This window comes from Nocardioides baculatus (assembly GCF_016735675.1).
In the GTDB taxonomy this organism is placed as follows: domain Bacteria; phylum Actinomycetota; class Actinomycetes; order Propionibacteriales; family Nocardioidaceae; genus Nocardioides; species Nocardioides baculatus.
In genome coordinates, this window is the sequence record NZ_JAERSG010000001.1 from 1,108,652 (window position 1) to 1,135,108 (window position 26,457).

The window sequence follows — 26,457 nt, forward strand, 5'->3', positions numbered from 1 at the left end:
ACCGTCCAGACCGGTCCAGCAGGGAGCACCCCGTGGCGCGCTACGTCGTCGATGTCATGCCCAAGCCCGAGATCCTCGACCCGCAGGGCAAGGCGGTGCTCGGCTCGCTGCCACGCCTCGGCTTCGCCGGCGTGAGCGACGTACGCCAGGGCAAGCGGTTCGAGATCGAGCTCGACGGCGAGCCGAGCGACGCCCTCCTCGAGGAGGTCCGCGCGATGGCGGAGAAGCTGCTCTCCAACCCGGTGATCGAGGACTTCGAGGTGCACGCCCAGGACGTCGAGGCATGAAGGTCGGCGTCGTCACCTTCCCCGGCTCGCTCGACGACGGCGACGCCCGCCGCGCCGTGACGATCGGCGGCAACGAGGCGGTCGCGCTGTGGCACGGCGACGACGACCTCCGGGGCGTCGACGCGGTCGTGCTGCCGGGCGGCTTCTCCTACGGCGACTACCTCCGCTGCGGCGCGATCTCGCGCTTCGCGCCGGTCATGACGTCCGTGATCGAGGCCGCCGGGAAGGGGATGCCGGTCCTCGGCATCTGCAACGGCTTCCAGATCCTCTGCGAGTCCCACCTGCTGCCCGGTGCGCTGATCCGCAACGACCACCGCAAGTTCGTCTGCCGTGACCAGCGGCTGCGCATCGAGCGCGTCGACACCCCGTGGACGTCGTCGTACGCCGCCGGGGCCGAGGTCACGATCGTGCTCAAGAACGGCGAGGGCGGCTTCGTTGCCGACGAGCCCACCCTCGACCGGCTCGAGGGCGAGGGTCGCGTGGTCGCGCGCTACCTCGACGACAACCCCAACGGCTCGCTCCGCGACATCGCCGGCATCTCCAACGAGGCCGGCAACGTCGTCGGCCTGATGCCCCACCCCGAGCACGCGGTCGAGGACCTCACCGGTCCCGGCACCGACGGCCTCGGCTTCTTCACCTCGCTCGCCTCGACCGTCTTCGCCTCGTGATCACCCCGCGATGAGCCCGACCCGCCTCTACCGCCTCGTCGCGCGCGCCGAGGCGGTGACGTGGGCGCTGCTGCTGACGGGCATGTTCCTCAAGTACGTCACCGAGACCACCGAGCTCGGCGTGCAGGTCTTCGGGATGGTGCACGGCGTCGTCTTCATCGCCTACTGCCTGACGACGGTGCTGCTCTTCGTCGACCGCCGGTGGTCCGCGGGCCGTCTCGCGCTGGGGCTGCTGGCCGCGGTCCCGCCGTTCGCGACGGTGCCCTTCGAGTCCTACGCCGAGCGCGCCGGGATCCTCGGCGACTCCTGGCGGCTGCGGTCCGAGGACCCGCGCGGCATCCTCGAGAAGCCCACCGCGTGGCTGCTCCGGCGTCCCGTGCAGGGCCTCGTCGTCGGGATCCTCGCGGTCGCCGGGCTCACCGGCGTCGCGCTGGTCGTCGGCCCGCCGGCCTGACGTCCGGCTCCAGTGATCCCGGGTAGCCGGGGATCACGAAGGAGCTCAGAGGCCGCGCTGGAGCTTGTTCCAGGTCTGGGGCGTGGCCACGCCGGAGACCGTGATCCGCAGGCGCGACTGGTAGGTGCGAAGGGCGGCCTCGGTCTTGGCGTCGAAGACGCCGCTCGTCCGGAACCGGCCGGCGCCCGCGGCGTTGAGGGCCCGCTGCAGGCGGTGGACCGACTCGTCGACCGAGCCGCGCTTGACGACCGTCTTGGCCCCGGCCGACAGCAGCGCCGTCCAGTGCCGCTTCTCGAAGGTGTCGGTCGGCGTGAACCTGCGGCTGGCCTGCCACGCGCGGGCGGCGGCGACGGTCGCGGCGTCGTACGAGCCGTTGAGCGGACCGGAGTAGGTGCCCTGCTCGGTGAGCAGGCACTGCAGCACCTTGACCCGCGTCGTCTGCGCCGAGGTCGGCGTGAGCGTCGGGTACTTCCAGTAGCCCAGGCGGGTGCCCGGGCAGCGTCCCTCGGGTGCGGGCCGGGAGCCGGCGCCGAGGTCGATGAAGTTGCTGTCGATGTTGATCGTGACGCCGCCCCACGTCTCGTTGTGGCCGCCGCGGTACTGCTTCATCCGGCCACCGGGACGCCAGCCGTCCTCGGGGATGTACGTCGTCGAGGTGTCGGCGTTGCCGTCCCACCGGGCGATCCAGATGCGGTCCGGCAGCGCGAACTGGCCGGGCCGCTGGGTGCGCGCGTCGTCCAGCATCTTGATCCCCGAGCTGGCGCTGGAGTAGAAGCCGGCGACGTAGCCGAGCGCCTTGATCCGGGTCACCCAGGCAGAGGTGAAGACGAGCGCGGACTCGCGGCACGCGGTGTTCGTCAGGTCGAAGCCCTCGAGGTCGTACCAGATCGTGCTGCCCGGCCCGATGCCGTACGCCATCGCGTCGGCAGCGTTCTTGTCGGCCTCGACGCTGCCCTGCGCGGCGGCTGCGGCATACCCGTTGGCGGACTTGTTGGAGATCTTGAAGTCGTCCTTGTAGCGCGGGAAGCGCGGCTGGCACGACGCCTGCGGGCCGAGGGCGATCGGCAGGAGCCGCCAGCCGCGGGCGACCTGCGCGGCGACCCACGTCGGGCTCAGGTTGGGCTGCGTACGGCACGCGCGCGAGTCGCCGGAGATGTAGATGCCGACCGCCGTGAAGGGCGACTTCGCCCACCAGGTGTCCATCGCCGACTGCGTCGGAGCCATGCACTGGTCGAAGCCGTGACCGGTGAAGTCACCGGGCGTCGCCAGGGCGATCTGTCGCTGCGACGCGAGGCGTGGGGCTGTCGCGTCGTCCGCCGTCGCCGGTGACGAGGCGACGGTCGGCGCCGCGAGGAGCAGCGCGAGGACGGCGAGGACGAGGCGGCGCATGGGTGACTCCGAGGGGCACGGGGGAAGGGCGGCCCGAGCAGGAAACCACACCAGTCACACCCGTCACAGGGCTTCGGCCGAACTACATGCGGGTAGTTCAGGAGTCGCTGGTCGGCACCTCGTCGAGGAGGAAGTTGCCCTTGGCCTCCTCGGCCTCGACCAGCTCCTCGAAGGCCAGTGCGATGTCCTCCTGGTGCTCCTCGACCATCCGGTTGAGGTGGCCCTGGAGAAGGGTGGCGTGGGGGGACTCGCCGGAGAAGACCTGCTCCCAGGTGTCCTCGCCGCCGCGGATCTTCTCGACCAGCGTCACCATGTCCTCGCCGAGCTCGCCGGAGGAGGCCTGCTCCTCGAGCGCCTCCTTCTCCTCGGGCGTCAGGAGCGGGCGCGCGTTCATCGCGTCGACCGTCTCCTTGAGGTCGGCCAGGCTGGTCGACAGGTCCTCACGGGCCTCGCTGATGGCGGCCAGGATCTCCTCCTGGCTGCGGGGATCACTCATGGGACGAGGCTACGCGGGGACGACCGTCACCGCTGCGGGACGCTGGCCGATCGTCGGGGTGGTGATCGAGCCCGGGTCGCGCGTGACGCTGCTCGGCGTACCGGTCGAGGTCGGGGCGGTCGGCGTCGAGACCGGCGCCTTGTCACCGTCGAAGAAGTTCTTCACGGTCTCGATGAAGGACTTCACCTGCTTGAGGATGTTGATCAGCTTCATGATCGCCTTGTAGGCCTTCATCACGGCCTGGAACGCCTGCCACACGGCCTGGACGACGCGGGCCCAGCCGACGCCGGGGATGCTCATCGTCGCGAGCGCGGACGACACGGTCTGGACGGCCGACTTCACGCACTGCACGACGGAGAGCGCGGTCTGCCACGCGTCCTTGCAGATCTGGACGACGTTCTGGCCCATCTGCACGAGCTGGCCCGCCTGCGTGCTGAGCGAGCCGACCCACGTGCCGATCTGCTTGATCGCCGCGTCGGACGCGCCGCCCTGCCACGTGGTCGAGATCGTCTGGCTACCGCTCTGGAGGTTGTCGGCGACGCCCTTCATCGACTGGCCGAGGGCTCCGAACGACGACCCCTGCGAGGAGGCGCTGACGACGTCGCCGCCGATCTTCTCGGCGAGCTCGGCGCGGATGTCGAAGCCGGTGAGCATCCGCACCAGGTCGCACACGGTGTCGTAGGGGAAGCCGAAGCTGATCTGCGGCAGGCTGGTCTCGGTCGGTCCTGCCCGGCGGATCGTGGTGTCGGCGACGTCGAAGAAGGCGCTCGACCCGTCACGGCCGTCGATGCCCTGCGCGTTGTGGCGGCGTACGACACCGTCCTCGGTCAGCGTGAAGTCGCGGGCCGTGGCCCGCAGCGCCTCGGCGTGGTCACGCATCCCGGTGCCGTTGTCCTCGAGCGACTGGTGCACCGACGGGAGGAGGGAGTTGTAGGCGCCCATCATCGTCTCGAGGATCGGCCCGAAGTCGGTCTGCACGAGCGAGGTGCCGCCGTTGCGGGCGATGCCGGTGAGGTCGTCGCTGGCGCGCTGCACCTGGGCGGACCAGGCATCGAGCTCGGAGAGGTCGACAGTCATCACGGCGTTCATCGCGGCTCCTGAGAAGTTCCGGTGGTTCCCCTCGACGTTCCCCGAACGACCGGCAGCGAAACCGGCGGGACCCATTTGTTTACCCACCGCGCCCGACCTCGGGTGTTTGGGCCTCGTGTGTGCGGGTATCGGCGCTGGTGTGAGCGAAGGTGGCAAGCGAGCGCTGATGCAGGTCGATCCGACCCGGCTGGTCGAGCTCGCCGCGACCTCCGAGGGCATCCTCGGCGCGATGGTGAAGGACTGGCAGGCCGCCGTCGAGGAGCTCGACCAGGCGTGCGTCGGGCTGGGTGACGCCACGGGCACGCTCAACATCGCAGCGTCCTACGCCGACTCGCTGGCCGACGCCGGTGAGGTCGTGACCGCGCTGGTGCAGGCGCTCGACCTCGGGATCACCGGTCTCGTGGATGCCGCACAGGATGCCGTGCGTGCCGACGACACCGTCGCCGCCGAGCTGGCGCGGACCAACCACCTGCTGGCCGAGGGCCTCGGCCCGACGCGGGGATGCGGAGGTCGCTGACCGTGCCGGCCAACCCGTGGGAGCTGCGTGCCGACGTGCGACCGCTCGAGGTCGCGGCCTCGCGCTGGGCCGACATCGGTGCGCTGATGGTGCGACGCGGCGACGAGATCGTCGAGGCCGCCCGCCGCGCGACGGAGGGCTGGGACGCGGCGGCCGCCGAGAGCTACGAGCAGCACCGGCGCCAGGTGCTGGCGAACCTCGACCGGTTCACCACGCTCGCCGTGCAGATCTCCGGGTCGCTGCGGGCGATCAGCTCGATCCTCACCTCGTCGCAGAAGGAGCTCGACCAGGCGTGGACCAAGGTCGCACTCGTCCCGCACGAGGTGGTGGGCGAGCAGCGCTACCTCGTGTTCAAGCCGGAGGACGACGAGGGCCGCGGCAAGGTCGACCACGGCAAGGTGGAGACCGAGGAGATCCGCGCTCGCCTCGCGCAGTCCCTCGACCAGGAGAGCGCGCGGCTCCGCACGGCGCGCGCCGAGTTCGTGCTGGTGCGCACCGAGCTCACGACGCTGACCGGCGGCACGTTCGGTCGCCGCATCGGTCCGGGCGTCGGCCCCGGCTTCGGCCCCGACGGGGAGGAGTCGGGCGTCGGCACGGTTCTCCCATCGACCTCCGTCCTGGGCTCCGCGCAGTCCGGCGTCACCGCAGCCGGCCTGCCGCCGGTGGCGCCGATCTCGGTCGACATGCCACGCCTGACCGGTCTCTCCGCTGCCGCCCTCACTCCGTTCGTCGCCTCTGCGGCGGCCGGACTGAGCAGCCGCGGCGGACGGCGTACGTCGAGCGGTCCGCCGCAGGCCGCGGGCGGCATGGGCATGGGCGGCGCGATGGGCGCGCGCGCCGGGACGATGTCGCGCGGCATGGCCAGTGGTCGTGCCGGCACCCGTCGGCTCGCGACCCCCCGGCTCGAGGGTGAGGACGACGCCGCCGCGGCCGCGCGGGCCAAGCAGGCGGAGAAGGACGCCAAGCGCGCCGCGCTCGAGGAGAAGCGCGCAGAGCGTGCCGCGCGCAAGGCCGAGCGGGAGAAGGGCAAGGGCAAGCGGGACACCAAGGACGAGGACACGAACGACGAGGACGAGCGCCCGGACGACGAGGTCGTCGACGAGTCGGTCGAGGAGACCCGGCGGCCCGCCGTCATCGTGGTCGAGGTCGCGCCGGGCGAGGAGCCGCCGCCCGAGGCCGTGCCGACGGGGGAGCCGACGCACAGCGCCCCCGACGCCGGCCCGGGGGAACAGGCCGATGCCGAGGGCGCGGACGAGCGATGCCGGTCCTGATCAGGCCGCCTCGGCGACCAGCTCCGAATCGGGCTCGGCGACGAGCTCGTCGACCTGCGCCCGCGGGGTGCGGAGCACCGTCGCGACGACGAGCAGGGCCAGGGCCGCGAAGCCCGCGGAGGTGAGCAGCGCCGCCCGGAGGCCGGGCACGAACTCGCCCGGCACCGCGCCGGCGGCGTACACCGAGACGATCACCGCGACGCCCACGGCGCTGCCGAGCTGCTGCGTGGTCTGCAGCAGTCCGGACGCCGAGCCTGCGTGCTCCGGCTCGACCCCGGCGAGGACGGTGACGGTGAGCGGCATGAAGCCCAGTCCGGTCGCCAGGCCCGCGATGAGCATCGGACCGAAGACCGTGCCGAGGTAGGTGCCGTCGGTGCCGGCCGTGCTGAGCCAGGTGTAGCCCACCGCGAGGGCCGACGTGGAGGTCAGCAGCATGGCCCGCGGCCCGACCCGCGCGATCAGTCGCGGCGTGAGTCGCGACATGCCGAAGATGCCGAGGCTGAAGGGCAGGAAGGCGAAGCCGGTGGCGAGCGGTCCGAACCCGAGCACGACCTGCATGTACTGCACGACGAGGAAGAACATCGACAGGTTCGCGCCGATGAGCAGTGCCGTCGTGGCCAGGGCGCCGACGCGGCGGCGGTTGCGGACGAGGTGCGGCTGCACCATCGGGTGCGGGTGGCGGGTCTCGGTGCGGGCGAGCAGCAGGAGCAGTGCGGCACCGAGGACGAAGCCGCCGATGGTCTGCGGCGAGCCCCAGCCGTGCTCCGGGGCGCCGATGAGCGCCCACACGAGGGAGACGGCGCCGATGGTCGCGCTGGCGGCGCCGACGAGGTCGAACCGGCCGGACCGGCGCGGGGTCTCGTCGACGAAGCGACCGACGAGGAGGAGGACGACCAGTCCGAGCGGGACGTTGATGAACAGCGTCCAGCGCCACGACCCGACGTCGGTCAGGAGGCCGCCGAGGATCAGGCCGATCGAGGCGCCACCGGAGGAGACGGCACCGAAGAGGGCGAAGGCGCGGTTGCGTGCGGCCTCGTCGGGAGCGCTCGTGGTGAGCAGGGCGAGCACGCTCGGTGCGGCGAGGGCGGCGCCGACGCCCTGGAGGGCGCGGGTCGCGACCAGCTGTCCGGGCGTCTGCGCGAACCCGCCGAGTGCGGACGCGACCGTGAAGATCGCGAGCCCGACCTGGAAGGCACGCAGGCGGCCGAAGACGTCGCCGAGCCGGCCGCCGAGGAGCAGCAGCCCGCCGAAGGCGAGCGTGTAGGCGTTGAGCACCCACGAGAGGGCCGCCGGCCCGAAGGACAGGTCGGCGTCGATACGGGGGAGCGCGACGTTCACGACGGTCGCGTCGAGCACGATCATCAGCTGGGCGACCAGCACGATCGCGATGCCGGCGGCTGCGCGGCCGGCGTGCGGCGGGAGCTCGGTGGGGAGCTCGCGGGCGGTGAGGGATGACATGAGGATGGGTCCTGTTCTGGCCTCGTGGGCCGAGGTACAGTAGATCCGGAGGGTGACTCCGCTTCCTCCACGACAATACGGAGACTGTCTCCGTTTAGCAAGCCTCGAGGTGAGATTCCGGTGCGTGCCGATGCCCAGCGCAACTACGACCGCATCGTCGAGGCTGCCCGAATGGCCTTTCGCGAGCGGGGCTACGACACCTCGCTCGACCAGATCGCCAAGGACGCCGGCGTCGGCCCGGGCACCCTCTACCGGCACTTCGCGACGCGCGACGACCTGATCGACGCCGTCATGAAGGCGTGGGTCGACCACGTCGAGGAGACGGCCGACAAGGCGCTCACCCACGAGGGCGGCCCGCGCGAGGTGCTGCTCAACTGGTTCGAGGAGTACGTCCGGCTGATCAGCGTGCACAAGGGCGGCCCGGCCAAGATCACCGGAGCGATGGGCGACGACGCATCCCCGATCCGGACGAAGTGCCAGGTGCTGCAGTCCGCCGGCGGCCGGGTCCTCGACCGGCTGCGGGACGAGGACGCCGTACGCGACGACGTCACGCCGCTCCAGGTGGCGCGCCTCGTCGGCGGCATCGCCACCGTCGCCGACCAGTCCGAGCTGGACCTCGTGGCCGTGCGGCCGATGCTCGAGGTCGTCGCCGACGGACTGCTGAAGTAGGCCGGCGCGGGCGCCGGTAGATTGCTGCCGTGCCCGACTCGAGCGCCGCCCCCCGTTCCACGTCCACCGCCCAGCCGACCAGCTCAGGCGCCTCCGGGACCCTCGACACGGTCGCGATCGCCTCGGCCGACGCCGAGCGCGAGCAGCCGTGGGCCGAGCTCGGCCTGAAGGCCGACGAGTACGCGCGGATCCGCGAGATCCTGGGCCGCCGCCCGACGAGTTCGGAGCTGGCGATGTACAGCGTGATGTGGAGCGAGCACTGCTCCTACAAGTCGACCAAGGTGCACCTCAAGCAGTTCTCGGAGATCCCGCAGGAGACGCCCGTCGGCAAGATGCTGGCCGGCATCGGCGAGAACGCCGGCGTCCTCGACATCGGCCAGGGCTACGCGGTGACCTTCAAGGTCGAGAGCCACAACCACCCGTCGTTCGTCGAGCCCTACCAGGGTGCGGCCACCGGCGTCGGCGGCATCGTCCGCGACATCCTCGCGATGGGCGCGCGCCCGGTCGCGGTGATGGACCCGCTGCGTTTCGGCCCGCTCGACGCCCCCGACACCGCGCGCGTGCTGCCCGGGATCGTGGCCGGCGTCGGCGGCTACGGCAACTGCCTCGGCCTGCCCAACATCGGCGGCGAGGCGGTCTTCGACGAGACCTACGCCGGCAACCCGCTCGTCAACGCGCTCTGCGTCGGCGTGCTGCGCCACGAGGACCTCCACCTCGCCAACGCCAGCGGCACCGGCAACCAGGTGGTGCTGTACGGCGCGCGCACCGGCGGCGACGGCATCGGCGGGGTGTCGGTGCTGGCGAGCGAGACCTTCGACGAGGGTGGGCCGGCCAAGCGGCCGAGCGTGCAGGTCGGCGACCCCTTCATGGAGAAGCTGCTCATCGAGTGCACCCTCGAGCTCTTCCAGGCCGGCGTGATCGCCGGCATCCAGGACCTCGGCGGCGCGGGTCTCTCGTGCGCCACCTCCGAGCTCGCCTCGGCCGGCGACGGCGGGATGCACGTCGAGCTCGACAAGGTGCCGCTCCGCGACTCGACCCTCCGCCCCGAGGAGATCCTGATGAGCGAGTCGCAGGAGCGGATGATGGCGGTCGTCGAGCCCGGCGACGTCGACGCCTTCATGGCGATCTGCCGGAAGTGGGACGTCGAGGCCGTCGTGGTCGGCGAAGTCACCGACACCGGTCGGCTGCACATCGACTGGCACGGCGAGCGCGTGGTCGACGTACCCCCGCGGTCGGTGGCGCACGACGGCCCGACCTACCAGCGCCCCTTCGCCCGGCCGGACTGGCAGGACGCCCTGCAGGCCGACTCCGCGGACGCGCTGGCGCGCCCGACGTCCGGCGCCGAGCTGCGCGAGACTGTCCTCCGGCTGGTCGCCTCGCCCAACCTCTGCGACAAGTCGTGGATCACCGACCAGTACGACCGCTACGTCCAGGGCAACACCGTCCTCGCGCAGCCGGCCGACTCCGGCATGGTGCGCGTCGACGCCGACACCAACCTCGGCGTCGCGGTGTCCACCGACTGCAACGGCCGCTTCGCCAAGCTCGACCCCTACACCGGCGCGCAGCTCGCGCTGGCCGAGTCCTTCCGCAACGTCGCCACCGGCGGTGCGCGACCGCTGGCCGTCTCGGACTGCCTCAACTTCGGCTCGCCCGAGGACCCGGCCGTGATGTGGCAGTTCGCCGAGGCCTGCCGCGGCCTCAAGGACGCCTGCCTCGAGCTCGGCGTCCCGGTCACCGGCGGCAACGTCAGCCTCTACAACCAGACCGGCGAGACGGCGATCCTGCCGACCCCGGTCGTCGCGGTGCTCGGCGTCATCGAGGACGTCACCCGTCGTACGCCGACCGGGTTCCAGGCCGCGGGCGAGCAGGTCCTCCTGCTCGGCTCGACGCACGACGAGCTGTCCGGGTCGGAGTGGGCGCACGTCGTCCACGGCCACCTCGGCGGCCTCCCGCCGCGCCTCGACCTCGGCGCCGAGCAGGCCCTGGCCTCGCTCCTGCAGGAGGCGTCGCGTGACGGCGTGGTCACCTCGGCCCACGACCTGTCCGACGGCGGCCTGGCGCAGGCACTGGTCGAGGCGACGTTCACGCGCGACATCGGCGCCTCGGTGGCGCTGGCCGGCGACCCCTTCGTGGCCCTCTTCTCCGAGTCGACCGCCCGGGTGCTGGTGACGGTGACCGACGCGCAGGCCGACGCGCTGGTCGCGCTCGCCGAGCACCACGGCGTACCGATCACGCCCCTCGGCCGGACCGGCGGCGACACCCTCGCCGTCGAAGGTGTCTTCGACCTTCCGGTCGCCGAGGCCAAGGCCGCCTGGCGAGCGACGCTGCCGGCGGCCCTCGGCTCCTGACCTCTCGTCGTCGCGATCCCCGGGTACCCGGGGAAACTGGAGCCTCCACCCCGAAGTTTCGGGGTGGAGGCTCCAGTTTCGATCTGGAAGCTCAGCTCGAGCGACGCATCGCGCGGACGCCGACCCAGAGCCCGAGGGCCGCGACGACGGCCGCGCCGGCGACCCCCTGAGCGACGACGTCCATCGGGTAGGTGCCGGCGAAGAGCGCGCGCACCGCATCGACGACGTACGTCATCGGGTTGAGCGCCGAGACGATCTCCAGCCAGCGGGGTGCGCCGTCCACCGGCAGCAGCACGCCGGCGGTGAGGAGGGCGGGGAAGAGCAGCGTCTGCTGGATCGTCCAGAACATCCAGTCCTGCCCCTTCGACGCGAGCGCCAGCGCGAACGACAGCGCGCCGACGCCGATGCTGAAGAGCGACAGGACGAGGGCCGCGACGAGCACGCCGCCGAGGTGCAGGTCGAAGCTGAACGGTGTCACGACCGCGACGATGATCGCGACCTGCATCAGCATCGGCACGACCTCCTTGAGCGCGCGGCCGATGAGCAGCGCCGGGCGGCCGAGCGGCGAGACGAGCTGGCGCTCGTGCGAGCCCGACTGCATCTCCTCCATGAGGTTGGCGCCGGTGAACGACGCGCCCATCAGTGCGGTCATCGCGACGATGCCGGGCACGAACCACTGCAGCGCCGAGCCGTCGGCCATCCGCGGCAGCAGCGGCGCGAAGAGCCCGAGGAAGACGAGCGGCTGGATCATCGCGAAGACCACGGACATCGGCTCGCGCCAGACCGGCTTGAGCTCGCGGTTCATCACGTTCAGGGTGTCGCTGACGAAGGTGCTCATGCTGCGACCTCGCTCTCGGTCCGGGTGGTGGCGGTGGGGTCGGTGGTCTGCTGGGTCTCGCGCAGGCTGCGACCGGTCAGGTCGAGGAAGACGTCGTCGAGGGTGGGCCGGGCGACCTCCACCCGCGTCGGAGGTACGCCGTCCGCGGCCAGGTCGGCAAGCACCTCGCCGACCATGGCGGAGCCGTCCTTGACCCGCAGGTCGACCGACTCCGACGTGACGTCGACCCGCGACTCGGGGACCCGGGACAGCCGGGCAGCCGCCCGGTCCACGGACGCCGCCGAGTCGAAGCCGAGCCGGACGAGGTCGCCGAGCCCGCTCTTGAGCCGGGCTGCCGAGTCGTCGGCGATGACGCGGCCGTGGTCGACCACGATCACGCGACCGGCGAGGGCGTCGGCCTCCTCGAGGTAGTGCGTGGTGAGGACGACGGTGCTGCCGGTCTCGGTGTGGAGGCGCTGGATGAGCTCCTGGAGGTTGATCCGGTTCTGCGGGTCGAGGCCGGTCGACGGCTCGTCGAGGAACAGCACCCGCGGCAGGTGCACCAGGCCCATCGCGATGTCGAGCCGGCGCCGCTGGCCGCCCGAGAGCGAGGAGACCTTGCGGTCGGCGACAGCCTCCAGGTCGAGGTCCGCGACCAGCTCGTCCGCGCGCCGGTGGGCGTCGGCCCGGGTCAGTCCGTGGGCACGGCCCTGGCTGATGAGCTCGTCGCGGCCCAGCTGACGGTGCCCGGCGCCGTTGCCCTGGCCGACGAAGCCGATCGCCCGGCGCACGTCGCGCTGGCCCGTCACCACGTCGTGGCCCGCGACGGACGCGGTGCCGGAGGTGGGTGGGATGAGGGTGGTGAGCATGCGCAGCGTGGTCGACTTCCCGGCCCCGTTGGGCCCGAGGAAGGCGACCAGCTCGCCCTGCCCGATCTCGAGGTCGAGGCCCTGGACGGCCTCGACGGTCTGCTTGCGCGAGGTGAAGTGGCGGGTCAGGCCACGGGTCACGATCGCCGGTCCGGTGTGAGGTGAGGTCATGGAAGGGACGCTAGGAACCCATGCGGTCAGTTCCTGACCGCATTCGGAATATTCTTGACGACATGAGCACGAGCGAGCGGATGCTGCGGCTGCTGTCCCTGCTCCAGACCCACCGTTACTGGCCGGGCCCGGAGCTCTCCGACCGGCTGGAGGTGAGCGCGCGCACCCTGCGCCGCGACGTCGACCGGCTGCGCGAGCTCGGCTACACCGTCGACGCCGTCCGCGGGGCCGCCGGCGGCTACCAGCTGCGCGCCGGCGGTTCGCTGCCGCCGCTCCTGCTCGAGGACGAGGAGGCCGTCGCAATAGCCGTCGGGCTGCGTACGGCGGCGGCCGGTGCGGTCGCGGGGATGGACGACTGGTCGGTGCAGGCGCTCTCCAAGGTGTTGTCCCTGATGCCGCCGCGGCTGCGCCGCCAGATGGACGCCGTCGCCAGCCAGACCGAGTCGCCCGGGCCGTGGGAGGGCGCGCCCGTCTTCGACGCCGCCGTCCTCACGACGCTCGCCCAGGCCTGCCGCGACAGCGAGCTGCTCCTCTTCGACTACGCCGCGCGCGAGGCCGAGGTGACGCACCGTCGCGTCGAGCCGCTCCGCCTGGTGAGCCTCGGGCGCCGGTGGTACCTCGTCGGGTGGGACCGTGACCGGATGGACTGGCGCAGCTTCCGCCTCGACCGGATCTCGGCGCCGGAGCCCACCGGCCAGCGGTTCCGGGCCCGGGAGCTCCCGGCCGAGGACGCGCTGGCCTTCGTGCAGCAGGGCATCCGCCGGATGCCCCAGCGCTACGCCGTACGCGTGCGGCTGGCGATGCCCGCCGACGAGCTGGCGGCGCAGGTGGGTCGGTGGGGGAGCGTCACGGCGGACGGCGACGGGTGCGTGCTGGAGATGAACGTCGACGACCTCGACTGGCCGGTGATGGTGGTGGCCGGGTCGGGCGCCGAGTTCGTCGTCGAGTCCCCACCCGAGCTCGCCGAGCGGGTCGCCGAGGTCGGCGCGCGATTCTCCAGGACGGCGACCGCGTGACCGAGCATTCCGGGGATCGGCTCCGAACCCCGGGCATGCGCCGTCGTACGCTCCTGTCACTGCCCGCTCTCGGGCTCGTCCCGATGACCCTGCTCAGTGCCTGCTCCGAGGAGTCCGCCGTGCCCGACAGTCCGGTGAGCGAGTCCGGCGGCACCTCGGCCGAGCGGATCGCCTACGGCGACGACCCGAGCCAGTGGGTCGACGTGCACACGCCCGACGGCGACAGCCGTGGGCTGGTCGTGGTCATCCACGGCGGCTTCTGGAAGGCGCAGTACGGCGCGGAGTACGGCGCCCCGCTCGCCGAGGACCTCGTCGGGCGCGGGTGGACCGCGGCCAACGTGGAGTACCGCCGGGTCGGCAACGGCGGCGGCTTCCCCGAGACCCTGGACGACATCCACGCCGCGATCGGCGCCGTGGCGACCCACGTGGACGGGCCGGTGATCACCCTCGGCCACTCCGCCGGCGGCCACCTCGCCACCTGGGCTGCCGCGCGTGGTCGCTTCGAGCGCTGGGCCGACGGCCCGGCGCTCACCCACGTCGTCAGCCAGGCCGGGGTGCTCGACCTCGAGGCCGCGGTCGCGGACGGCCTCGGCGCCGACGCCGCGCAGGCGTTCCTCGGCGACGCCGGCGAGACGGCGTACGACCAGGTGGACCCGCTCAACCAGGTGCCGCTCGACGTCCCGATGTGGTCGGTCCACGCGACCGACGACGACATCGTGCCCTTCAGCCAGTCGACGACCTACGTCGAGGCCGCGACCGCCGCCGGTGCCGACGCCACGCTGGTCGAGGTGACCGGTGGGCACTTCGGCGTCATCGACCCGACCAGCGACGCCTGGGCCGCCTGCGTGGAGGTCCTCGACCGGATCGCGCCTGCCTAGGCGGCTGCCGCCAGCGGGCGGGTGGGCTCCTCCTCGAGCCGGGGCCAGGCGGCGGGGCGCGGGATGGCGCGTACGGTCGCGCTCGCCGTCGGGATCAGCGCGCTGATCGTCACCAGGGCCAGCAGCCCGATGGTCGCGGCGCGGCCGCCGAGGTGCTCGAGCAGCACGCCGCCGAGGATCGGCGCGAGCGGCATGAGGGACAGGCCGACGAACTGCATCGACGACGCCACCCGGCCCTGGAGGTGCATCGGGGTGATCGCCATCCGGTAGGCCTGCGATCCGGCGTTGCCGGCGGGGTTGAGCAGGATGCCGAGGAACAGCACCGCGCCGACGACCAGCGGCGAGCCCCAGAAGAGCAGCGGCACCAGCAGCGGCACCCAGCTCCAGGCGACGGCGAGGGTCAGCAGACCCGTCGGCACGCGGTCGATGATCCGCGGGGCGACGAGGGCGCCGAGGATGCCGCCGAGGCCGGCCAGCATGTCGATCACGCCGATCGCGCCGGGGTGCACGCCGTCCTGCACGAGGCTCATGATCGCGACGAAGAAGACCGCGTTGACCGCGAGGTTGCTGGTCGCGGCGAAGGCCATCATCGTGCGGAAGTAGGGGCGGCCGAGCACGTAGCGCAGGCCCTCGACCAGGTCGGCGCGCACGTTGCTCGGGGCGCGGTCGCCCTGCGGCGAGAGGTCCGTACGGATCCGCGACAGCGTGACGAACGAGACCGCGAACGAGACCGCGTCGAAGACGAACGGCATCGCCTTGCCCAGCCCTACCAGGAAGGCACCGAGCGGGCCGCCGACGAGCGCGGCGACGTGGTGACGCGCCTGGTTCTGGCTGAGCGCGGACGGCAGCTCGTCGCGGGTGACGACCGAGCGGACCGCCGACGCCTCGGCCGGGCCGAAGACGCCGGTGCCGACCCCGGTGAGCAGCGCGGCCACGACGAGGTGCCACAACCGCAGCTCGCCCATCAGCGCGGCGACGGCGACCAGGCCGTAGACGATCGAGCCGGACCCGCTCGCGAGCATCATCAGTCGCTTGCGGTCGGTGCGGTCGACCACGACGCCGGCCGGGAGGAGGGCGGCGACCATGCCGAGCATGAAGGCGGCGGTCGGCAGGCCGGCCAGCATCGCCGAGCCGGTGAGGGCGTAGCCCACGAGGGAGAAGGCGAACATGCTCACGGCGCTGCCGAGCTGGCTGATCGCCTCGCCCGTCCAGAGCGCGGTGAAGTCGCGGTTGCGGGAGAGCGAGCGGTAGGAGGTCATAACCCGCACCTTATGTTGCGCAATACTACTTGCGCAATAGTGCGTGCGGAACTTGCTAGGGTGGGCGCATGGCGGATGACGACAGCAGAGCGAACAAGGGGACGGTGCACGACCCGCGCGTGCTGCGGGCGATCGCCCACCCCGTGCGCAACCGGATCCTCACCGAGCTCTCGGCCGGCGGGCCGATGCGAGCCGCCGACCTCGCCCGGGAGCTGGGGATCCCGGCCAACCAGGCCAGCTTCCACCTCCGCCAGCTCGCCAAGTACGGCCTGATCGAGGAGGCCCCCGAGGCGGCCCGCGACCAGCGCGACCGGGTCTGGAGGTCCGCGGACGACGGCAGCCTCAGCATCGACGTCGGTGCGCTGGAGAGGGAGCCGGGCGGCAAGGCGGCGGCAACGGTCTTCCTCCGCAACGCGGCGGGCTACGCGCACCAGCTCGTCGAGGCGGCCTACGGCCAGGACCGCGCGCCCGAGACGCACCGCTCGACGATGGACTCCGCCGTGCGGCTGACGAAGGACGAGGCGGCGCAGCTGTCCGCCGAGGTCTCCGAGCTGGTCCAGCGCTGGACCGAGCGCAACCGCGGTCGCGACGACGGCCGGACGACGTACGCCTTCCACGCGATGCTGCTGCCCCAGCCCGACACGTCGGCGTCCGACTAGCCTCGACCCGTGCCCGCACGCCTGAAGGTCCTGAGTCCCGACGAGCTGGTGAGCGCCGACGCCGCCTCGGACACCAAGGCCCTCGTGAAGCACTACCTCGCAGTCCTCGAGCAGCGCGCGCCCGGCAAGTCGGTCGAGGTGCGCGTCCCGCCGTTCGCGGCCGTGCAGGTGGTCCCGGGCGTCCGCCACACCCGCGGCACGCCGCCGGCGGTCGTCGAGACCGATGCCGAGACCTGGCTGGCCGTGGCCACCGGCCGTACGAGCTGGCACGAGGCGGTCGACAGCGGCAAGGTCGTCGCCAGCGGCGAGCGCACCGACCTCTCGGCCTACCTCCCGCTCACCTAGGACTAGCCTCCGCACCATGCACGTGAGCTCCCTCGGATTCCGCACCGACCTGGCCCTGCTGACCTCCTCGGGCAGCGTGGTGGAGGACCGCGGGACGCACCTCGTCGTCCGCTCGCCGGACAACCCGTCCTACTTCTGGGGCAACTTCATCCTCCTCGCGCGGCCGCCGGTGCCGGGCGGCGAGAAGGAGGTCGTGGGCGCGTTCCACACCGAGTTCCCGCTGGCCGACCACGTCAGCATCGGGATCGACACCGCGGAACTCGCCGACGAGGCGCGGGCCGCCTTCGAGGCGGCCGGCATGACGGTCGACGTCGCCACCGTGCTGACCGCCTCGGCGCTGACGGCGCCGCGCGAGGTCGAGGCGGAGATCCGCGAGCTCGCCGGCGACGACGACTGGGAGGCGCGGGCCCGGCTGAGCCAGCAGCTCTACCCGAACACGCCCGAGGACACGTTCATGACCTACGCGCGCCAGAAGAACACGCAGGAGCGGCGGCTCGTCGACGCCGGACGCGGCACCCGGTTCGGCGCCTTCGTCGACGGCGCGCTCGTCTCGACGGCGGGCATCTTCGTCACCGAGGAGGGCGTCGCGCGCTACCAGAGCGTCGAGACGCACACCGACCACCGGCGCCGGGGGCTCGCCGCGGCGGTCGTCCACGCGGCCGGCCGGCACGGCCTGGAGAAGCTCGGCGTACGCACCCTCGTGATCGTCGCGGACACCGACGGCGAGGCGATCGGGATCTACCGGCGCCTCGGCTTCACCGACGTCGAGCGCCAGCTGATGATGGAGAAGCGCACCGGCGACTGGGCGTCGATGAACGCCTGAGGGCTAGGGCGTCCCGCCCTCGTCCTAGGCTGGCCGCATGAGCATCGACATCCCCGCCCGTCTCGCCGAGGTCATGCCCGGCATCCGCCGCGACCTGGAGGACCTGGTCCGCATCGAGTCGGTGTCCGCCGACCCGGCGCGCGCCGGCGAGGTCGAGCGCAGTGCCGAGGCGACGCGCGACCTCTTCGCGGCCGAGGGCTTCGACGCCGAGATCGTGCGGGCACACGACGGTGCTCCGCCGGCCGTGATCGCCAGGAAGGCCGGCCCGGAGGGCGCGCCGACCGTCCTGCTCTACGCCCACCACGACGTCCAGCCGGAGAACGACCACGCCGACTGGGACTCCCCGCCGTGGGAGCCCACCGAGCGCGGCGACCGCCTCTACGGACGCGGGGCTGCCGACGACAAGGCCGGCATCGCCGCCCACCTCGGCGCGGTCCGGATCTTCGGCGACGACCTCCCGGTCAACCTGGTGATGTTCATCGAGGGCGAGGAGGAGGTCGGCTCCGACACCCTCGTCGAGCTGCTCGAGGCCCACAAGGAGCGCCTCGCCGCCGACGTCATCGTCATCGCCGACTCCGGCAACTGGGACATCGGCGAGCCCGCCCTCACCACGAGCCTCCGTGGCCTGGTGCGGATGGACGTCGAGGTCCGCACGCTCACCCACGCCGTGCACAGCGGCATGTGGGGCGGCCTCGTCCCCGACTCGATCATGGCGCTCAGCCGCCTGATCGCCAGCCTCAACAACGATGACGGCAGCGTCGCGATCGAGGGCCTCCACTCCGGTCCGGCGGCCGACGTGGAGTACCCCGAGGCCCGCCTCCGGGCCGAGTCCGGTGCCGCCGAGGGCATCGAGTGGATCGGCACCGGCAGTGTCGTCGAGCGGCTCTGGACCCAGCCGGCCCTCTCGATCACCGGCCTCGACGCACCGAAGGTCGAGGGCGCGTCCAACACCCTCGTCCCGGCGGCCCGCTGCCGGATCAGCCTCCGCATCGCGCCCGGCGACACCACCGCCAACGCCGTCCAGGCCCTCCAGGCCCACCTCGAGAAGCACGTCCCGTGGGGTGCGACGCTCTCCACGACCGTCGTCGACACCGGCGAGGCCACGCAGATCGACGCGAGCGGACCGGCGTACGACGCCGCGCGCGCCGCGTTCGCCGAGGCCTGGGACGGCACCGCCCCGGTCGACATGGGCGTCGGTGGCTCGATCCCCTTCATCGCGGAGTTCCTCGAGGCCTTCCCGCAGGCGAGCGTGCTCGTCACCGGCGTCGAGGACCCCGACACCCGCGCCCACGGCGCCAACGAGGGCCTCCACCTCGCCGAGTTCGAGAAGGTCGTCAAGGCCGAGGCGTTCCTGCTGCGCAACCTCGGCGACCTGCCCCGCTGATGGCGACCTTCCGCGCGCGCGACCGGTCCTCCGCGGTGATCCAGGCACCTCGGAGCGAGGTCTGGGCTGCGCTCACCGACGCCGACCTGATGGCGAGGTTCACGCCCTACGTCACCTCGATCACCGTCGACGGTGACCGGTGGGTGTGGCGGATGGGCACGATCCCCGTGCTCGGGATCTCGGTCGCCCCGACCTTCACCGAGGTGATGTCGCTGCACCCGGAGGAGCGGATCGAGTTCTCCCACGACCCGGCGCGCACGGACGAGATGACGGCGGTCGAGGGCACCTACGTCCTGTCCGACCACGCCGGCGGCGGCACCGACGTGGGCATCGACCTCGAGATCGCCTGCAACCTCCCGCTGCCCGGCCTCGCGCGCCCGGCCGTCGAGCGGGTGATGGCCAGCGTCGTGAAGCACATGGGCGCCGTCTTCTCCCGCAACCTCCTCAAGCACCTCGGCGAGGCGTGAGCGCGTGAAGGTCCTCGTCCTCGGCGCCACCGGCTACGTCGGCTCGCGCCTCGTCCCGCACCTGCTCGACCTCGGCCACGAGGCGGTCGCGGCGTCCTCCTCGCCGCCCGACCCCGACCGCTTCGGCTGGGACGAGCGGGTCGAGGCGGTCCGCTGCGACGTGACGGACGCCGGGTCCGTCGCCGCCGCGGTCGAGGGCGTCGACGCCGTCGTCTACCTCGTCCACTCGCTCCAGCGCAGTGACTTCACCGACCGCGACCGGCTGGGCGCCGAGACGGTGGCGGCGGCGGTCGACGAGCACGGCGTACGCCGCCTCGTCTACCTGTCCGGCCTGGTGCCCGACGCTCCCGAGAGCGAGCTCTCCGCCCACATCTCCAGCCGCCTCGAGGTCGAGCGGATCCTCCTCGGCACGACCGCGGAGGCCGCCGCGCTGCGGGCCGGCGTCGTCATCGGGGCGGGGTCGACGTCGTTCGAGATCATCCGCCAGATCGCCACGCTCTTCGTGGTGCAGCCGGTCCCGCTCTGGATGCACCACCGCGTCCAGCCGATCGCGGTGTCCGACGTGCTGCGTGCGATCGGCGAGGCGCTCGACGACGACGGACCACGCGGCGCCGTCGACATCGGGGGGCCGGACATCGTCACCTACCCCGCCCTGATGGGCGCATGTGGCCGCGGGACCGGTCTGACCCGGCTCCGGGTCCCCGTGCCGGTCGCGCCCGCGGGGCTGGTCGGCCTCGGTACGGCGCTGGCCACCACCGCGCCGTTCCACACGGTCACGTCGCTGATCGAGTCGCTGCACCACGACATGGTCTGCCGCGACGGCGACACCTGGTCGCCGCGTGAGGGAGGCCTCCTGCTGGGGCTCGCCGAGGCGGTCGAGCGCGCGAGCGATCCGGCGTACGCCGGCCCGGAGGCCGCGCTGCCCTCGGACCCCGCCTGGACCCGGCCCCACCGCCTGCTCGACGCCCTCCCGATGCCGGCCACCACCCGCGCCGCGGCTCGGCTCGCCCTCCACCGCGTGCGCTCCGTCCTCGGTACCTGAGGACACGGCGTACGCCGACGGCCTCGGGATCCGTCCACACGTCCTCAGGTATCGCAAGGTGGGACAGACCTTGAACGCTGACAGCATGACTGTCACAGTGGTCGTCGTTCCTGGGGAGGGACCTCCTCTCCGGCAGGTTGCCGGAGGCGACCGATCGAGGTGGCTCGGTGCCCCACCCCCACGACGCCCAGGCTCATGACGCGACTCCGCTCGCCGTCGACCGCCGGCGGTTCGTCGGCTACGTGATCGGCGGTGCCACCCTCGTGGCTGCCGCCGACCTCGTGCTCGACACCCCGGCCGCGAGCGCGGAGGTCCCGACGCTGCCGCAGCCGGCCGAGCTCTACGACCTCAACGACATGCTCACCGACGCCGCCCGGCCGACCGCCAACCTGATCACCGTCACGATCAACGAGGACGGCACGGCCGGCTTCGAGCTGCCGCGCGCCGAGGTCGGCCAGGGCATCACCACCTCGACCGCGATGCTGATCGCCGAGGAGCTCGACCTGCCCGTCGACCGGGTCCGGGTGACCCTGGCGCCGGCGCGACCCGAGCTGCTCTTCAACCAGCTCACCGGCGGCTCCAACACCACCATCGCGACGTACACCCCGATCCGGGTCGCCGCTGCCGTGGCACGGGCCGCGCTGCTCGACGCCGCCGCGATCGTGCTGGGCGACACCGTCGCCGGGCTGGTCGCCAAGGGCGGCGTCATCACGGCGCGCGACGGCTCGTCGGTCACCTACGGCGATCTGGCCGTCAAGGCCGCCGGCAGTGTCGGGAGCCGGGCCGTCGAGGTCGAGCTCAAGAGCGAGGCCGAGTTCAGCGTCATCGGCACGCCGACCAACCGGGTGGACGCGCTGGCAGCCGTCACCGGCCAGAAGGAGTTCACCACCGACCTCGCCGTCCCCGACGCCCTGCCCACCATGGTGTGCCGGGCGCCCACGCTCAACGGCACCCCGGTGTCCGTACGCAACCAGGCGCAGGTCGAGGCGATGCCCGGTGTCACCCACGTCGCGCAGGTGAGCACCGGCGTCGCCGTGAGGGCAGCGACGTTCGGCCAGTGCATCGACGCCGTCCGCGCCCTCGACGTGGTGTGGAAGGCCGGACCGGTCGCGGGGGAGAGCGACGCGACGATCCTGCGCAAGGTCCGCGCGGCACAGCTGCCGATGCCCAAGCTGCCCGACACCCCGCTCGCCCAGACCGTCTCGGGCGACTTCACCTTCTGGTTCCGCAGCAACTCGCCGATGGACACCAACAGCGCGATCGCCGACGTGCGCCCCGACGGCGCGACGATCTGGGCGGGCCTCAAGTCGCCCATCGTCGCGCAGCAGCGGATCGCCGAGAAGCTCGGCATGAGCCAGGACAAGGTGAAGGTCAATGTCGTCACCGCGGGCGGGTCCTTCGGCCGGCGGCTCTTCTTCGACGGCGCGCTCGAGGCCGCGGAGATCTCGCAGGAGATGGGCGCCCCGGTCAAGCTCATGTGGCACCGCGCCGACGACGCCCGCGTCGGGCGTACGCACCCGCTGGGCACCTGTCGCGTCCAGGCCACGGTCAGCGGCACCAACGTGCTGGCGTTCAACCAGTCGCTGACGTGCGTCGAGACCGACTTCCGCCACGGGCTCGGCGAGATCATCACCGCCGCCGCCGCGGACCTCCCGGCCGGAGTCGGCAACCTCGGCTTCGCCGAGACGATCTTCGCGCTGACCCAGGAGGTGCCCTACGACTTCGGCGCCGTGACGCAGACGCTCGTCGAGACCGACGACCGCTTCAACACCGGGTCGATGCGCAACATCTACTCGCCCGACGTCCGGGTCGCGAGCGAGCTCGTCGTCGACCGGCTCGCCGCGAAGATGAAGATGGATCCCTACCAGTTCCGCCGGAAGTTCCAGCGCAACGAACGGCTCCTGACGGTCCTCGACACCGTCGCCCAGGCGGGCGAGTGGGGGCGCTCGATGCCGGCCGGCACGGCGCAGGGCATCGCGATCCACAAGGAGTACAAGGGCGTCTCGGCCTGCCTCGTGGAGATCGACACCCGGCCCGCGACCACCGGACGGCAGATCCGCGACGCGGTCACCGGCCCGCGCGTCACCCGCGTCACCTTCGCCATCGACGTCGGCCTCGCCATCAACCCGCGTGGGCTCGAGGCGCAGATGCAGGGCGGGATCAACGACGGCATCGCCCTGGCGCTGACGTCCAGCCTCCACCTGCGCGACGGCCATTTCCTCGAGGCCAGCTGGGACAACTACTTCTACACGCGCCAGTGGAACACCCCGCCCGACGTCCGCGTGATCGTGGTCCCGTCGGAGGAGAAGGTGCCCGGTGGCGCCGGGGAGGCAGGCGTCGCCGCGACGTTCGCCGCCGTGGCCTGTGCGTACGCCCGGGCGACCGGCACCATGCCGACGCAGTTCCCGATCAACCACGACCAGCTCTCGTTCGAGCCCAAGTCGTTCGTCCCGCCCGTCCCGCAGTCGCCGGACAACGGCCTCGAGCTCACGTCCTGAATCGCTGAGGAGCACCGACATGCCAGAGCAGACCTTCATCGTCAACGGCGAGCGCGTCACGGTCGACGTCGAGGACGACGTACGCCTCCTGTGGGTCCTCCGTGACCTGCTGGGGATCACCGGCCCGAAGTACGGCTGCGGGATCAACGTGTGCAAGGCGTGCACGTCCCACGTCAACGGCAAGGCGTTCAACCCGTGCGCCGTGCCGGTCGGCAAGCTGTCGAGCGACGACGAGATCACCACGATCGAGGGGCTTCCGGGAGAGGTGGCCGAGCAGCAGCGCGGCGCCAACGGCCTGCACCCCATGCAGGAGGCGTGGCTGGAGCGCGACGTGGTGCAGTGCGGCTACTGCCAGCCCGGCCAGATCATGGCCGCTGTCGCGCTGGTCAACCGGGTCAAGGCCGAGGGTCGCCAGGTCACCGACGCCGACCTCGACACGATCCGCAACATCTGTCGCTGCGGGACGTACACGAGGATCCGCGAGGCGATCGCGGACGGCGCTTCGAGGATGTGATCCCGCGGCCGTAGACTGCGGGTCGTGCCCTACGAGATGAGCAGGCGTACGGGCGGCGACGGCCGCCTGACCACGGCGCTCGACCCCCAGGAGCAGGGCCCCCAGGACGCCTGTGGCGTCTTCGGGGTGTGGGCGCCGGGCGAGGACGTCGCCAAGCTGACCTACTTCGGGCTCTACGCCCTCCAGCACCGCGGGCAGGAGTCCGCCGGCATCGCGGTGAGCAACGGCCGCCAGATCCTGGTCTACAAGGACATGGGGCTGGTCTCGCAGGTCTTCGACGAGTCGACGCTCGAGTCGCTCAAGGGCCACCTCGCGATCGGCCACTCGCGCTACTCCACGACCGGCGCCTCCACCTGGCAGAACGCGCAGCCGACCTTCCGACCCACCGTCGACGGATCGATCGCGCTCGGCCACAACGGCAACCTCATCAACACCCACGAGCTCGCCCAGATGGTGCGCGACCTCCCCGGGCCCGACGACGAGCTGCCGCTCCAGTCGCGCGACGTGGAGACCTCGACCAACGACACCAGCCTCGTCACCGCGCTGCTGGCGCACCACCCCGACACCTCGCTCGAGCAGCGGGCCCTCGAGGTCCTGCCGAAGGTCCGCGGGGCCTTCTGCTTCGTCTGGATGAACGAGGGCACCCTCTACGCCGCCCGCGACCCGCAGGGCATCCGCCCGCTCGTGCTCGGTCGCCTCGACCGCGGCTGGGTGGTCGCCAGCGAGGACGCCGCCCTCGCCACGATCGGCGCCAGCGTCGTGCGCGAGGTCGAGCCCGGCGAGATGGTCGTCATCGACGAGAACGGCCTGCGCTCCCACCGCTTCGCCGAGGCCGACCGCAAGGGCTGCGTGTTCGAGTACGTCTACCTCGCCCGCCCCGACGCCACGATCAGCGGCCGCAGCGTGCACGAGTCCCGCGTCGAGATGGGCCGTCAGCTCGCCCGCGAGTTCCCCGTCGAGGCCGACCTCGTGATCCCGGTGCCCGAGTCGGGCACGCCAGCCGCTGCCGGCTACGCCGAGGAGTCGGGCATCCCGTTCGGGCAGGGCTTCGTGAAGAACGCCTACGTCGGACGTACCTTCATCCAGCCCAGCCAGACGCTGCGCCAGCTCGGCATCCGGCTCAAGCTCAACGCCCTCGAGCACATGATCCGCGGCAAGCGGATCGTCGTGGTCGACGACTCGATCGTGCGCGGCAACACCCAGCGCGCGCAGGTGCGCATGCTGCGTGAGGCGGGCGCGCTCGAGGTGCACGTGCGGATCTCCAGCCCGCCGGTGAAGTGGCCGTGCTTCTACGGCATCGACTTCGCCACCCGCGCCGAGCTGATCGCCAACGGCCTCACGCCCGAGGAGATCGCGGCGAGCGTCGGGGCCGACACGCTCGGCTACATCTCGCTCGAGGGCATGATCGACGCCACCAAGCAGACCCGCGAGACGCTGTGCACGGCCTGCTTCACCGGCGACTACCCCGTCGAGCTCCCCGACGAGAGCCTGCTCGGCAAGCACCTGCTCGAGGCCACGCTGCAGTCGCCCACCCTGGGTCGCGCGCTCCCGGTCCTCAACAACCCCTGATCGCCCCGCCGCCACCGTCTCCCGAGGAGCCCCGTGACCGACCAGCCCACCGAGTCCTCTCCCGGGGCCTACGCCGAAGCCGGGGTCTCGATCGAGGCGGCCGACCGCGCGATCGACCTGATGAAGGGGTGGGTCGACAAGGCTCGCCGCCCCGAGGTGATCGGCGGCCTCGGCGGCTTCGCCGGGCTCTTCGACGCCACGGCGCTGAAGGGCTACGAGAGCCCGCTGCTCGCGACGTCGACCGACGGCGTCGGCACCAAGGTGCAGATCGCGCAGCTGATGGACGTCCACGACACCATCGGCTTCGACCTGGTCGGCATGGTCGTCGACGACCTCGTGGTGTGCGGCGCCGAGCCGCTCTTCATGACCGACTACATCGCCTGCGGTCGCGTCGTGCCCGAGCGGATCGCTGCCATCGTCAAGGGCATCGCCGAGGCCTGCGTCGTCGCCGGCTGCGCCCTCATCGGTGGCGAGACCGCCGAGCACCCCGGCCTGCTCGACCCCGACGACTACGACGTCGCGGGCGCCACGACGGGTGTCGTGGAGGCGAGCAAGCTGCTCGGCCCCGGACGTGTACGCCCCGGCGACGTGGTCATCGCGATGGAGGCCAGCGGCCTGCACTCCAACGGCTACTCGCTCGTGCGCCACGTCCTGTTGCAGCAGGCCGGCTGGGCCGTCGACCGTCAGGTCGACGACTTCGGGCGCACGCTCGGCGAGGAGCTGCTCGAGCCGACCCGCATCTACGCCAAGGCCTGCCTCGACCTGGCCGACCGCACCGAGACCCACGCGATGTCGCACGTGACCGGCGGAGGGCTCGCCGCCAACCTCGAGCGCGTGCTCCCCGCCGAGGTGTCGGTGCGGCTCGACCGCTCGACGTGGACGCCGCAGCCGGTCTTCGACGTCGTACGCCGGGTGGGCTCGGTGTCCCAGCCCGACCTCGAGGCGACGCTCAACTGCGGGGTCGGCATGGTGTCGCTGACCGCCCCCGACTCGGTCGACACCGCGATCGCCGTCCTGGCCGGCCACGGCATCAGGGCGTGGGTGGCCGGAGAGGTGCGCCTCGACGACGACCACGGCGGCCGCGTGCTCCTGGAGGGCCAGCACCCCGGCTGGTGAGCCCGAATCCGGACCCGATCCGCGAAATGCCGGATCTGGTGTGCGGGAACAGCCACCGCTCAGGTAGCGTTGTCCTCACGATATGTGACCGTTCAGACCGGGCGCGCCTCAGGCGGCCCCGGCCAAGTGTGCGAGGGGGTCGACCCTATGGGGCGCGGCCGAGCTAAGGCGAAGCAGACGAAGGTCGCACGCGACCTGAAGTACCGGACTCACGAGACCGACTTCGGGGCGCTGGCGAACGAGCTGCACGGCAATGACAATTCTCATCCCCGGCCGACCGAGGTCGAGCCGGACGAGGACGAGTGGTCGGACTATGCCGACCGCAGTCGACGTGCGGACTGACTGACCGCACCGATCGCAGCTGATCACCACCCGAGCGACCGG

The 26,457-nt window shown here is 72.1% G+C and carries 27 protein-coding genes; 20 read left to right on the forward strand and 7 right to left on the reverse strand.

The window, feature by feature from the left end:
• Nucleotides 1-32: 32 nt before the first annotated feature.
• Genes purS through JI751_RS05375 form a run of 3 tightly spaced genes read left to right on the forward strand, consistent with a single transcriptional unit; the run spans nucleotide 33 to nucleotide 1,409 of the window.
• Nucleotides 33-287: a phosphoribosylformylglycinamidine synthase subunit PurS gene (gene purS, locus JI751_RS05365; protein ID WP_201934253.1), complete on the forward strand. Its 255-nt coding sequence runs from the start codon at nucleotides 33-35 to the stop codon at nucleotides 285-287.
• Entirely contained in the window at nucleotides 284-955 is a 672-nt protein-coding gene (purQ, locus tag JI751_RS05370; RefSeq protein WP_201934254.1) for a phosphoribosylformylglycinamidine synthase subunit PurQ, read from the forward strand. Before purS ends, purQ begins: the two co-directional genes overlap by 4 nt.
• Before the next feature lie 10 nt (nucleotides 956-965).
• Nucleotides 966-1,409 carry a DUF3817 domain-containing protein gene (locus tag JI751_RS05375; protein ID WP_201934256.1) on the forward strand — a complete coding sequence of 148 codons (444 nt, stop codon included), beginning with the start codon at nucleotides 966-968 and terminating at the stop codon, nucleotides 1,407-1,409.
• 45 nt (nucleotides 1,410-1,454) lie between these two features.
• On the opposite strand, the gene JI751_RS05380 is transcribed toward JI751_RS05375, so the two are convergent.
• From JI751_RS05380 to JI751_RS05390, 3 genes are all read right to left on the reverse strand, one after another.
• Nucleotides 1,455-2,798 carry a glycoside hydrolase domain-containing protein gene (locus JI751_RS05380; RefSeq protein ID WP_201934258.1) on the reverse strand — a complete coding sequence of 448 codons (1,344 nt, stop codon included), beginning with the start codon at nucleotides 2,796-2,798 and terminating at the stop codon, nucleotides 1,455-1,457.
• 97 nt (nucleotides 2,799-2,895) lie between these two features.
• Nucleotides 2,896-3,294, reverse strand: coding sequence for a hypothetical protein (locus JI751_RS05385; protein ID WP_201934260.1), 399 nt, complete (start codon nucleotides 3,292-3,294; stop codon nucleotides 2,896-2,898).
• A 9-nt stretch (nucleotides 3,295-3,303) separates the two neighbouring features.
• The gene (locus JI751_RS05390) at nucleotides 3,304-4,383 is read right to left on the reverse strand and encodes a hypothetical protein (protein ID WP_201934262.1); all 1,080 of its coding nucleotides are present in this window, start codon (nucleotides 4,381-4,383) and stop codon (nucleotides 3,304-3,306) included.
• Nucleotides 4,384-4,549: 166 nt separating this feature from the next.
• On the opposite strand from JI751_RS05390, the gene JI751_RS05395 reads away from it, so the two are divergent.
• Nucleotides 4,550-4,900: a hypothetical protein gene (locus JI751_RS05395; RefSeq protein ID WP_201934264.1), complete on the forward strand. Its 351-nt coding sequence runs from the start codon at nucleotides 4,550-4,552 to the stop codon at nucleotides 4,898-4,900.
• Between the two features lie 2 nt (nucleotides 4,901-4,902).
• Complete coding sequence (locus JI751_RS05400) at nucleotides 4,903-6,171, forward strand: hypothetical protein (protein WP_201934265.1); 1,269 nt, start codon at nucleotides 4,903-4,905, stop codon at nucleotides 6,169-6,171.
• On the opposite strand, the gene JI751_RS05405 is transcribed toward JI751_RS05400, so the two are convergent.
• The gene (locus JI751_RS05405) at nucleotides 6,172-7,629 is read right to left on the reverse strand and encodes an MFS transporter (RefSeq protein ID WP_201934266.1); all 1,458 of its coding nucleotides are present in this window, start codon (nucleotides 7,627-7,629) and stop codon (nucleotides 6,172-6,174) included.
• A gap of 120 nt (nucleotides 7,630-7,749) precedes the next feature.
• On the opposite strand from JI751_RS05405, the gene JI751_RS05410 reads away from it, so the two are divergent.
• Together JI751_RS05410 and purL are read left to right on the forward strand one after the other, a co-directional pair.
• Nucleotides 7,750-8,298: a TetR/AcrR family transcriptional regulator gene (locus JI751_RS05410; protein WP_201934267.1), complete on the forward strand. Its 549-nt coding sequence runs from the start codon at nucleotides 7,750-7,752 to the stop codon at nucleotides 8,296-8,298.
• Between the two features lie 116 nt (nucleotides 8,299-8,414).
• On the forward strand, nucleotides 8,415-10,646 hold the full coding sequence (gene purL, locus JI751_RS05415; RefSeq protein ID WP_201934630.1) for a phosphoribosylformylglycinamidine synthase subunit PurL: 2,232 nt from the start codon (nucleotides 8,415-8,417) through the stop codon (nucleotides 10,644-10,646).
• A 91-nt stretch (nucleotides 10,647-10,737) separates the two neighbouring features.
• Here the strand turns inward: purL and JI751_RS05420 are convergent, their stop codons facing one another.
• Together JI751_RS05420 and JI751_RS05425 are read right to left on the reverse strand one after the other, a co-directional pair.
• On the reverse strand, nucleotides 10,738-11,484 hold the full coding sequence (locus tag JI751_RS05420; RefSeq protein WP_201934268.1) for an ABC transporter permease: 747 nt from the start codon (nucleotides 11,482-11,484) through the stop codon (nucleotides 10,738-10,740).
• The gene (locus tag JI751_RS05425; RefSeq protein WP_201934278.1) at nucleotides 11,481-12,503 is read right to left on the reverse strand and encodes an ATP-binding cassette domain-containing protein; all 1,023 of its coding nucleotides are present in this window, start codon (nucleotides 12,501-12,503) and stop codon (nucleotides 11,481-11,483) included. Before JI751_RS05425 ends, JI751_RS05420 begins: the two co-directional genes overlap by 4 nt.
• 62 nt (nucleotides 12,504-12,565) lie before the next feature.
• Between JI751_RS05425 and JI751_RS05430 the strand changes: the two genes are divergently transcribed.
• Nucleotides 12,566-13,519 (forward strand): helix-turn-helix transcriptional regulator, encoded by a 954-nt coding sequence (locus tag JI751_RS05430; RefSeq protein ID WP_201934285.1) that lies wholly within the window; start codon nucleotides 12,566-12,568, stop codon nucleotides 13,517-13,519.
• 83 nt (nucleotides 13,520-13,602) lie between these two features.
• A complete protein-coding gene (locus JI751_RS05435) occupies nucleotides 13,603-14,397 on the forward strand; it encodes an alpha/beta hydrolase (protein WP_236665553.1) in 795 nt (264 codons plus the stop codon).
• On the opposite strand, the gene JI751_RS05440 is transcribed toward JI751_RS05435, so the two are convergent.
• The gene (locus tag JI751_RS05440; RefSeq protein WP_201934289.1) at nucleotides 14,394-15,656 is read right to left on the reverse strand and encodes an MFS transporter; all 1,263 of its coding nucleotides are present in this window, start codon (nucleotides 15,654-15,656) and stop codon (nucleotides 14,394-14,396) included. The two genes, JI751_RS05435 and JI751_RS05440, sit on opposite strands and share 4 nt — an antisense overlap.
• 68 nt (nucleotides 15,657-15,724) lie before the next feature.
• Between JI751_RS05440 and JI751_RS05445 the strand changes: the two genes are divergently transcribed.
• The 11 genes from JI751_RS05445 (at nucleotide 15,725) to JI751_RS05495 (ending at nucleotide 26,415) form a co-directional block, all read left to right on the forward strand.
• Nucleotides 15,725-16,315 carry a winged helix-turn-helix domain-containing protein gene (locus tag JI751_RS05445; RefSeq protein WP_201934292.1) on the forward strand — a complete coding sequence of 197 codons (591 nt, stop codon included), beginning with the start codon at nucleotides 15,725-15,727 and terminating at the stop codon, nucleotides 16,313-16,315.
• Between the two features lie 9 nt (nucleotides 16,316-16,324).
• Nucleotides 16,325-16,660, forward strand: coding sequence for a sterol carrier family protein (locus JI751_RS05450; protein ID WP_201934295.1), 336 nt, complete (start codon nucleotides 16,325-16,327; stop codon nucleotides 16,658-16,660).
• A gap of 16 nt (nucleotides 16,661-16,676) precedes the next feature.
• Nucleotides 16,677-17,483 carry a GNAT family N-acetyltransferase gene (locus JI751_RS05455; RefSeq protein WP_201934304.1) on the forward strand — a complete coding sequence of 269 codons (807 nt, stop codon included), beginning with the start codon at nucleotides 16,677-16,679 and terminating at the stop codon, nucleotides 17,481-17,483.
• Between the two features lie 37 nt (nucleotides 17,484-17,520).
• On the forward strand, nucleotides 17,521-18,867 hold the full coding sequence (locus JI751_RS05460) for a dipeptidase (RefSeq protein ID WP_201934306.1): 1,347 nt from the start codon (nucleotides 17,521-17,523) through the stop codon (nucleotides 18,865-18,867).
• Nucleotides 18,867-19,334 (forward strand): SRPBCC family protein, encoded by a 468-nt coding sequence (locus JI751_RS05465; protein ID WP_201934308.1) that lies wholly within the window; start codon nucleotides 18,867-18,869, stop codon nucleotides 19,332-19,334. The genes JI751_RS05460 and JI751_RS05465 overlap by 1 nt, the downstream gene beginning before the upstream one ends.
• Nucleotides 19,335-19,338: 4 nt before the next feature.
• Entirely contained in the window at nucleotides 19,339-20,376 is a 1,038-nt protein-coding gene (locus JI751_RS05470) for an NAD(P)H-binding protein (RefSeq protein WP_201934311.1), read from the forward strand.
• Nucleotides 20,377-20,543: 167 nt separating this feature from the next.
• On the forward strand, nucleotides 20,544-22,874 hold the full coding sequence (locus JI751_RS05475; protein ID WP_201934313.1) for a molybdopterin cofactor-binding domain-containing protein: 2,331 nt from the start codon (nucleotides 20,544-20,546) through the stop codon (nucleotides 22,872-22,874).
• A gap of 19 nt (nucleotides 22,875-22,893) precedes the next feature.
• Entirely contained in the window at nucleotides 22,894-23,388 is a 495-nt protein-coding gene (locus tag JI751_RS05480; protein WP_201934316.1) for a (2Fe-2S)-binding protein, read from the forward strand.
• Between the two features lie 36 nt (nucleotides 23,389-23,424).
• Nucleotides 23,425-24,957, forward strand: a complete 1,533-nt coding sequence (gene purF / locus JI751_RS05485) for an amidophosphoribosyltransferase (protein ID WP_201934639.1) — start codon at nucleotides 23,425-23,427, stop codon at nucleotides 24,955-24,957.
• Nucleotides 24,958-24,990: 33 nt separating this feature from the next.
• A complete protein-coding gene (gene purM, locus JI751_RS05490; protein WP_201934318.1) occupies nucleotides 24,991-26,073 on the forward strand; it encodes a phosphoribosylformylglycinamidine cyclo-ligase in 1,083 nt (360 codons plus the stop codon).
• Between the two features lie 147 nt (nucleotides 26,074-26,220).
• Nucleotides 26,221-26,415, forward strand: a complete 195-nt coding sequence (locus JI751_RS05495) for a DUF3073 domain-containing protein (protein WP_129427513.1) — start codon at nucleotides 26,221-26,223, stop codon at nucleotides 26,413-26,415.
• The last annotated feature ends 42 nt before the right edge of the window (nucleotides 26,416-26,457 follow it).